Annotated in this window: 4 protein-coding genes; 2 read left to right on the plus strand and 2 right to left on the minus strand. The window is 26.5% G+C overall.

Features of this window, described 5'->3' with window-relative positions:
• Positions 1–378: 378 nt before the first annotated feature.
• Together IC213_RS20135 and IC213_RS20140 are read right to left on the minus strand one after the other, a co-directional pair.
• Entirely contained in the window at positions 379–516 is a 138-nt protein-coding gene (locus tag IC213_RS20135) for a hypothetical protein (protein WP_227832029.1), read from the minus strand.
• Between the two features lie 716 nt (positions 517–1,232).
• Positions 1,233–1,613: a helix-turn-helix domain-containing protein gene (locus tag IC213_RS20140; RefSeq protein ID WP_227483915.1), complete on the minus strand. Its 381-nt coding sequence runs from the start codon at positions 1,611–1,613 to the stop codon at positions 1,233–1,235.
• 190 nt (positions 1,614–1,803) lie between these two features.
• Between IC213_RS20140 and IC213_RS20145 the strand changes: the two genes are divergently transcribed.
• Together IC213_RS20145 and IC213_RS20150 are read left to right on the plus strand one after the other, a co-directional pair.
• Positions 1,804–2,124, plus strand: a complete 321-nt coding sequence (locus tag IC213_RS20145; protein ID WP_227483914.1) for a BlaI/MecI/CopY family transcriptional regulator — start codon at positions 1,804–1,806, stop codon at positions 2,122–2,124.
• 434 nt (positions 2,125–2,558) lie between these two features.
• Positions 2,559–3,614 carry a phage/plasmid replication protein gene (locus IC213_RS20150; RefSeq protein WP_227861678.1) on the plus strand — a complete coding sequence of 352 codons (1,056 nt, stop codon included), beginning with the start codon at positions 2,559–2,561 and terminating at the stop codon, positions 3,612–3,614.
• The last annotated feature ends 515 nt before the right edge of the window (positions 3,615–4,129 follow it).

Here is a 4,129-nt window from a genome sequence, read left to right on the forward strand (position 1 = left end):
AGGGGTAGCCGACTAAACACTTGGTATTAGCCAACTGCATATACATATATCTAGTACTATATGGAAGGGCAGAAAGTAGTGACTCGATACTACAATAAATAAAAGCGAGGGAGGAGTTTCTTTGTGGAGCATCTATATATCTTACTATGGGGGAAACGATAGAGAGCATTAAGTTGCAAAAGAATAGATGTTATAACTGTACTAGTCCTATAAAATGCCGATATACTGGGCAAGGGAAGTTTATCCTACACTTGTTTGTAGGGTAACTATGTCCAATTTTAGCCTCTACCTAGGCAGCTTAGTCAAGTTATTTGGATAAAGAAAGTTTCTGCATTTTAAAGAAGCTTCTTGGACATAGTTATATATACTTACTTAGTTTTAGTTACAGAATAGTTTTATTATGCTTGATACTGTTAAAGCTGATTGAAGTATTAAACAAAAAATATCTACATATAGTTGTCTTTTATACTCTTTTCTGTAAGGACATCTTTTACATTTCTTATCTTTAGTATTCATTTTGATAGTCTCCTTTCATAGTATTTATATAGCATTTAATATATTAGTTATTAAAATATTAAAGATATATATATATACATACATATCTTTATATATCTCTCTATATCTCTGTACATATTTCTATATATCTTTTATTACTTATTAAATACATATATATAATTCTTGTATTATAGATATATATTTAATAAGTAATAACTAATATTTGTACTATATATAAATAACGTTTAGTATATCTTTTAGTACTCTTATATATATATAAAAATATATGTATCAAATTGTTTCGGAACATTAGAAAAAAATATATATACTAATAAATTGTTTAAAATGAATACTAAACTCATGTAATTAGATTTTTGTGTATTGAGTATTGATAAGGTTGTGAATTTAAAATATGAGTTGTAGTATTGAAATAAATTTAGAATAGCTTAGAAAGGCTTGTATGAGTTCTAGTAAAAAAGTAGGTAGCTGAAAAAAATTACATTAAAAAAGTATCTTAAATTTTTCTTATATAGTGATGTTACTGACATACAACTGACAAGATAGGTTTAAAATCGTACATGGTAGGGGTATGAAGCTATTGAAATTGCTAGTAGGTAGCAAACTATGGCATACAATACTTACTTTTATGCCAAAACTACTGACAACATAAAAAGACCTCTAAACGTTGTAAATGCTAATGTTCAGAGGTTTTATATTTAAAATTAAGTTTTATCTATTTAATATCTATTTTCTATTTTATTTTGAAACATTTTTAAGTCTTTCATTGATTTCTTTGAAGCTTTTACAATATCAACTATAAATCTTGTCTCATACTCATTACAATCCTTTAAGATTTCATTTAGCTCATTCTCAAAAATAATTTTAGAGTTTAATATTGCATCACATAATAGCTCATCGATTGTTACATAAAGTACATTGGCGATAGAAATCAATGTAGGTAAACTTACACTAGAATTTCCAGTTTCGATATTGCTCATGTGCTGAGTCGTTATATTTACTCTATTTGCAACTGCTTCTTGTGTTAATCTCTTTTTTATCCTAGCTATTTTAATTCTTTGACCTATCAATTTAAAATCAAGTTCGTTAGATTCTTTCATAAATATGTACTTCCCTTTCATATTATTCTATTACATTGTATCCTTTCAAAAGTTGTAATATAATAGATTAAAAAACTGATTTCAAATAAAAACTATATTACTATAATAAATGACATAATATCTTGTAAAAAATATATATAATTATTATTTGATAAAAATATGTAATCTATACATGAAAGGAATATAAAGCATGCAAAAGATACCACAGGCTGAATTAAAAGTTATGAAGTTTATTTGGGCTAAAAATGATATAGTAACATCAAAAGAACTAATTGAAGAGATGGAGACTAGTTGTAACTGGAAAGCAACAACTACATTAACTCTGCTTTCAAGACTAGTCAATAAGCGTTTCTTAGCGTCTCAGCGAATAAAAAGAATAAAACATTATATAATACTTATTACGAATAAAGAGTATAAAGTATTTGCAACGAAAAGATTTTTAGAAGAGATACATTCTAACTCTATAGAAAGTCTAATTGATGCTTTAATAGATATATCTGAAAAAAAGTAGCAACTTAATAAGTTTTAATATTGTTCATTCATTCTACAACCATAAAATTAAAATTGTTATTTTATATGAAGTAGCATAAAAAACACATCCATTTCCACATCAAGAAAAAATTTTTGTCTGTATGTAAAAATAGACATAGTAATGCGTACAAACGTTCTATATTTATAGAGTTATTTGTATGTAAATTATGTTTAAGATACTATATGTAATAGCTATAGGGGGGTGTATATGGTATATGTAAGGATAGAGAAAGTTTTATTTTGTTATAGTCCTTCCATTTCCATAACACAAAAAGTCTTAAAATTACAGGGTTAAACTACCCCTTAATTAATGGTGTTATAAAGTTTATTTTTTTGTTTTGCAATCATGTTTTTAGTCTGTAAATATAGTATTAATGATTGTATCAGATGATGATTTCGTAAGGGGTGTGGGGTATGATAGATAGAGTTAACTTATATAAAAATGTAAAGCTAGATACAAGTAAGTTTAGTTTAAAGCTTAAAAAGAACTACAATGAATATATAGATTTCAAGACAGGAGAAGTAATTGAATATATTTCATCTTATATACTTGCTTGGAATGGAGTAAGATTTCTATATGCAGTAAATTCAGAGAGAATATATGTAACTGGTAGGCTTGTAATGCTACTCAAACAAGGTAATCATGTACATAACATAGATGATTTGTATAGTTACAGAGAAGAAATAAGACAAAAGATAAATAATAAGCTTAAAGAGTTATTTAACATAGAGTTAGACATATTAGAGTTTACAGTTGCAAGCATGGAGGTAACATTTAATATTTATAATGTAAACGCAGATTTATATTTGAGGCTATTTAATCAAATTATAAAAGATAAAGCTGATAATAGATATATTAACTACGTCGATCGAAATAACATAGATACAAATACAAGTGTTTACATAAAGTCTAAGCATAATTATAAGAGTAACATAAATAAAACATATACTATTAATTTTTACAATAAACTGGAGCAACTGAAAACATTAAAAAGTAAAGTAGATATGTATAAGAGTAGTATAAATATAAACCAACTTGACTTGGCTCTTGCGACTAACACTTTAAGATTAGAAGTTAAATGTGCTGGTTACGAACTCAAAAAATATGGAAGGACATTTAAAACATACTTTGATGATATATACATATGTAGAGATATAGTTTTAACTAAGTATAAACGTTTCATCTGCAATACTAGACTAGATTTCTATGATTATTTTGAAACTAAAAAAATAGTAAAAGAAACAAATAAGTTGAAAAAAAATAGTAAAAAGAAGCTATTGCAATACTTAGAACTAAGATATGCTAAAAAGAAAAAGTATAGCAAAGAAGAATTAAAGAAATATTTCAAGATGTTAGAAGCTTTAAATGTAGCCCCTGCACTCATTCCTACTTTTCACAAAACAAACAAACTACAAAGTCCAGTAAAACTTTTAGATCAAAAAATAGAGCAAATTATGGAAAAATACTAGTAAATTTTAATGACTAGAATTATAATTAACTTATATTAAAAAATTGAATATAAAAAAGACTACTATTCCCTTTAATGTTTGGAAGACATTAATTGGGATTAATACCAACTATCTCGAACATAGTAAGTAACTAGTAATCTTTTAACTATAATCTATATACTAGATGTTTTGACAGAACATAGAGTACATAAAATATAGTTGCTATCTCTTTTAGATATACATAAATTATAAAAGATGAAGAGAAAAAAATCAAGGAGATAGCGATAAAAGATAAAATTTACAGACTTGTTCAGATGGTTGGACAAGTCTTTTTGAGTGTAGAAATACACAAAAGTTTTATAAGGAAGTGTGTTTGACTTAGTGCAAACCGAATGGCTCGACAGAGTACAGGGGTAGCCGACTAAACACTTGGTATTAGCCAACTGCATATACATATATCTAGTACTATATGGAAGGGCAGAAAGTAGTGACTCGATACTACAATAAATAAAAGCGAGGGAGGAGTTTCTTTGTGG

The sequence above is a fragment of the Clostridioides sp. ES-S-0049-02 genome (assembly GCF_020658465.1).
Classification (GTDB): domain Bacteria; phylum Bacillota; class Clostridia; order Peptostreptococcales; family Peptostreptococcaceae; genus Clostridioides.

Excerpts from the sequence above, each read along its gene's own strand:
- IC213_RS20140 (WP_227483915.1), bottom strand. The coding sequence starts at position 1,613 with ATGAAAGAATCTAACGAACTTGATTTTAAATTGATAGGTCAAAGAATT.
- IC213_RS20135 (WP_227832029.1), bottom strand. The coding sequence starts at position 516 with ATGAATACTAAAGATAAGAAATGTAAAAGATGTCCTTACAGAAAAGAG.
- IC213_RS20150 (WP_227861678.1), top strand. The coding sequence starts at position 2,559 with ATGATAGATAGAGTTAACTTATATAAAAATGTAAAGCTAGATACAAGT.
- IC213_RS20145 (WP_227483914.1), top strand. The coding sequence starts at position 1,804 with ATGCAAAAGATACCACAGGCTGAATTAAAAGTTATGAAGTTTATTTGG.